Raw genomic sequence first — 4,393 nt, forward strand, 5'->3', positions numbered from 1 at the left:
CCCCGCGCGACGGACGGTGGTGGGCCGGAGCGATGATCCTCACGGCATCCCTGCTGCTGCTGGCGTTCGTCGCGCACGTCGCCGCGTTCTCGGCATTTCAGCACTACCGCGCCCAGACGATCGGCTACGACGAGTTGCGTACCTCACTCGCCAAGGCCGAGACCCCCGTCGGGCAACTGGTGAGCGAAGACGCGATGGTCGAGCTCGGAACCCCGGTCGCGCTGTTGGAAGCCCCCTCGATAGGTCTGAGCGAAGTCGTGCTCGAAGGCTCCTCGGGTGAAGTGCTGCGCTCGGGTGTCGGGCACCGCCGCGACAGCGTCATGCCCGGCCAGGCAGGGCTCTCGGTCATTCTCGGCCGCCAGACCACCTACGGCGGACCGTTCTCGCAGCTGTACCGGCTCGCACCCGGCGACGAGATCACCATCACGACCGGCCAGGGCGTCAATACGTATCGGGTGTTCGGTCTGCGACGCGCGGGCGACCCGATGCCGCCGGACCTGGCCGCCAACAAGGGCCGCCTCGAGCTGCAGACCGCTGACGGACTAGCTCTCTTCCCCTCAGGCGTGCTGCATGTCGACGCCGAACTGATGTCGAAGACGCAGCAGAACCCGAGCCGGGTCATGGGCTACGCGGCGCTGCCTCCCGCCGAGCGTGCCATGGGACAGGACCCCACTGCTTGGTATGCCGCCTTCTTCGCGTTCGTGTTCTTCGCCGCCGCCGGAATCGGCATGTGGTGGCTGTGGACCCGCTGGGGCCGCTGGCACGCCTGGCTCGTCGGGGTTCCCGTGCTCGTCGCGCTCGGCGTGGTCACCGCCGACATCGTGATGAACGCCCTGCCGAACCTGCTCTAGCCGGGACACCCGAGTCCCGGCATCCGACCTGACGAAAGATGACTATGACGACTGAGCCGACCGCCCCCGACGACATCACCGAGGTGCATTCGTCCCTCGCCGAATCCGCCGAACTGACGGCCGCGCGGATGCCGATTCATGACGCGATCACGACGGATGCCGCATCCATGAACGGCACCTCACCCGACGACACCGCGACCGCCGTCATCGCGCCGGGCGAGGCCCGCACTGCGCCGCCTCTTCCCGAGCCCGCGCCCGAGACCGTCGCTGACGCCGACACCGAGATCGCCGAGGCGCTTGCCGTGCCGCGGGAGCAGCGCCCGCTGTCGACCCTCGAAGCCGACCAGATCTCGGCCTGGTTCGGCACCCACAAGGTGCTCGAGCGGGTCTCGCTCACGATGCCCGCCGGTCAGGTGACGGCGCTGATCGGCCCGTCCGGATGCGGCAAGTCGACGTTCCTGCGCATCCTCAACCGGATGCACGAGCTCGTGCCCTCGGCATCCCTCGCCGGAGAGGTGCGTCTGGACGGCGACGACATCTACGACCGGAACAAGAAGCTGCAGGATGCGCGCAAGCACATCGGGATGGTGTTCCAAAAGCCCAACCCGTTCCCGGCGATGTCGATCTACGACAACGTCGTGTCGGGCCTGAAGCTCACCGGCGTGCGCGTGCACCGCGACCAGAAGGACGAGATCGTCGAGCGGTCACTGACCGCCGCGGGCCTCTGGCGCGAGGTCAAAGACCGACTGCGTCAACCGGGCGGCGGCCTGTCGGGTGGCCAGCAGCAGCGCCTGTGCATCGCGCGGTCGCTCGCGGTCACCCCCAAGGTACTCCTCATGGACGAGCCGTGCTCGGCCCTGGACCCCACCTCCACCCGCGTGATCGAAGAGACCATGATGGAGCTGCAGAAAGAGGTGACGATCGTCATCGTCACCCACAACATGCAGCAGGCCCAGCGTGTCTCGCAGCAGTGCGCGTTCTTCCTCGCCTCGCAGGGCACCCCCGGCCAGATCGTCGAATACGGCGACACCGAAGCCATGTTCTCGGAGCCCCAGGACGAGCGCACCTACGACTACGTGAACGGCCGCTTCGGGTAAGAGCGATGGGCGGGCACACCTCGGGAGAGTTGATCGGCGGGCGCTACGCGCTCGGCGAGCTGCTCGGGGTGGGCGGATCGGCATCCGTGTACGCCGCGCACGACCTGCAGGCCGCAGCAGGCGAACCCGAGTGGGTGGCGCTGAAGATGCTGCATCCACATCTGTGCGCCGACCACGCGCAACGGGCGGCGTTCCTGCGCGAAGCCGAGCGCGCTGCGGGGCTGCATCACGACAACCTCGTCACGGTGCGCGGGGCGGGCCTGCATGACGCTGCCGGGGTTCTGATGCCGTGGATCGCGATGGACCTCGTGGCAGGTCCCACCCTGCGTGAGCATGTGCTCCAGTCCGGACCGTTGAGCACGGCCCAGACCGCAGCCTTGGCGGAGGGGATTCTGTCAGGTCTGGCGGTGGCACACGCTGCCGGTCTCGTGCACCGCGACATCTCTCCGCAGAACCTGGTGTTCCCCGCCAGCGACGGCCCGGTCGACCCGGGGTCGGTGCGGCTCCTGGACTTCGGGCTTGCCGACGCATCCGGTCGCACGACCGTCGGTTCCGACGTGTTGCTGGCCGCCGCGGAGGGCGGCGGAATCATCGGCAACGCCAACTACATGTCGCCCGAACAGGCCCGCGGCCTTCCCGTGAGGACCCCGAGCGATCTCTACCAGGTGGGAGCGGTCCTCTACTTCGCGCTGACGGGCCGGCCCCCGTTCCCGCGTCGCACGAGCGCGGAGGTGCTCGAAGCGCACGTGACGGCCCCGCCGCCGGCGCCCTCCGTGCTCGTGCCGGCCGCCCGACCATTCGATCGGATCATCACCCACGCTCTCACCAAGACCCCGGCGCGCCGTTTTCGAGACGCGACGCAGTTCCGCGAAGCGGTCGAGGGAGCGCTCCTCACCCTCGAACCCGCGCTCCCCGGCACGGATGCCTCGGCCGAGGCATCCGAGCACCCGATAAGCCCCGCACTTGAGGCGCCGGAACGCACGAGTGTGACCCGCGTGCTCTCACCCGCCCGCGGTGGGTACGGCGTGCCAGCGCCGCCGCCCGAGCCGTTCGCTCCAGAGCGGCCCAGCACGTCGCCGGGTTTTCTCGCGGTCATCGGGGCGATCGTCGTCGTGGCGACCGCTGGCGTGTGGGCAGGTCTCGCGGGCGCGACGAGTGCTCCTCCCGAAGCCGAGCCGGTGCCGACGACCCAGGCGACACCGACCGTCGACCCGATTCTCGTGCCCGGACCGGTCGCCCCGCAGCCGTCGCCGTCAGCCACGGTTCAGGCCGTGTCGGTGCCGCAGCTGTCGGGCTTTCTCGTCGACGCTGAGGGGGCGCTGCGTGCCGTGGGACTGACGCTCGGCGAGGTGACGCGTGTTGACTCGCCGTGGGCGGCCGAGACGGTGCTGCGACACGACCCAGCGGCGGGTGAGGTGGTCGAGCCCGGCACGTCGGTGGCGGTCACCGTCGCCAGCGGCTACAACGCCGTCCCCGACGTTGCCGGACTTGATGTGACGGCTGGGAGCAGTCGCCTCGAGGCTGCGGGCTTCTCGGTCTCCAGCGGCGACGCGGCACCGGATGCCGTCATCGTGACCACCCGGCCGGCATCCGGCGTCGTCATCGCGGTGGGAACCGAGGTCGCGCTGCGCACGCAACCCCGCAGCACTGCAACACCGACGCCCACCCCGGCACAGCCTTCCCCGACACCGACGGGAGATACGCCATGAGCATTCGGATGCCCCAACCCCTCGATCTGGCCGATGAGCCCTCGGAACTGCCGCAGCGCGTCGAGGTCGTCGCACCGTCCAGTTCGGAGTACATCGGCCGCGTCGCCGTGCGACGCGCTGCGCTCGCTCTCACGCCGCGCGAGGGACTCGAGTTCTCGCTGCGGGCATACGTGGACTCGCTGGCCGCGCGGCCGACCTTCACGAGAATCTTCACGATCGAGGCGCTGGCGGCCGGAGGCAAGGTGCGCGAGCTGCGTGACGAGCGCTTCGAGGGTTTCATCGACTTCTACCGCGAGCTCGCACGGCGCGCGCGCGAGGAGGATCCGTCGCTCGACGAACCGACCGACGATCTGATCGTCGCGGCGATCGGGGCGATTGCCGAGCTCGTGCGGCGCACCGTCAGCATGCATGGACCCGAGCGCGTGCCCGAGCTTTACGACACGATCCATGACGTGGTCTGGGCGCTCGTACTCGGGGGCACGAAGCGCCGGTGACCGTGCCGGGCCTTTGCGCCCGGCCTCAAGACGAAACACGGCCGCCATCGTGGCGGCCGGTTTCATCACTTGTGGGGAGTCCCGCCGACGTGATGGCGCCGGCCGGTCGTGCGCGCGGCTCTTGATGATTCTGGACAACGACGCGCTCGGGCTATTATAAACGAGTTCATTTACTGAAGGGTTGCCGTTCGTGACGGGTCAGTCGGCTTGTAGGCTGATTTTCGTGGCCACGTCCCAATCAG

The 4,393-nt window shown here is 69.1% G+C and carries 4 protein-coding genes; all 4 read left to right on the plus strand.

What is annotated here, in order from left to right:
- On the plus strand, positions 1 to 851 hold an 851-nt coding region (locus Q1V87_RS10140; RefSeq protein ID WP_300592223.1), incomplete at its 5' end, for a sortase.
- Between the two features lie 323 nt (positions 852 to 1,174).
- Entirely contained in the window at positions 1,175 to 1,948 is a 774-nt protein-coding gene (pstB, locus tag Q1V87_RS10145; protein ID WP_300592229.1) for a phosphate ABC transporter ATP-binding protein PstB, read from the plus strand.
- Positions 1,949 to 1,953: 5 nt separating this feature from the next.
- On the plus strand, positions 1,954 to 3,657 hold the full coding sequence (locus Q1V87_RS10150; protein WP_300592225.1) for a protein kinase: 1,704 nt from the start codon (positions 1,954 to 1,956) through the stop codon (positions 3,655 to 3,657).
- The gene (locus Q1V87_RS10155) at positions 3,654 to 4,151 is read left to right on the plus strand and encodes a hypothetical protein (RefSeq protein ID WP_300592227.1); all 498 of its coding nucleotides are present in this window, start codon (positions 3,654 to 3,656) and stop codon (positions 4,149 to 4,151) included. Before Q1V87_RS10150 ends, Q1V87_RS10155 begins: the two co-directional genes overlap by 4 nt.
- Positions 4,152 to 4,393 lie beyond the last annotated feature (242 nt).

The organism is Microbacterium sp. (genome assembly GCF_030149085.1).
GTDB lineage: Bacteria > Actinomycetota > Actinomycetes > Actinomycetales > Microbacteriaceae > Microbacterium.

Excerpts from the sequence above, each read along its gene's own strand:
- Q1V87_RS10155 (WP_300592227.1), top strand. The coding sequence starts at position 3,654 with ATGAGCATTCGGATGCCCCAACCCCTCGATCTGGCCGATGAGCCCTCG.
- Q1V87_RS10150 (WP_300592225.1), top strand. The coding sequence starts at position 1,954 with ATGGGCGGGCACACCTCGGGAGAGTTGATCGGCGGGCGCTACGCGCTC.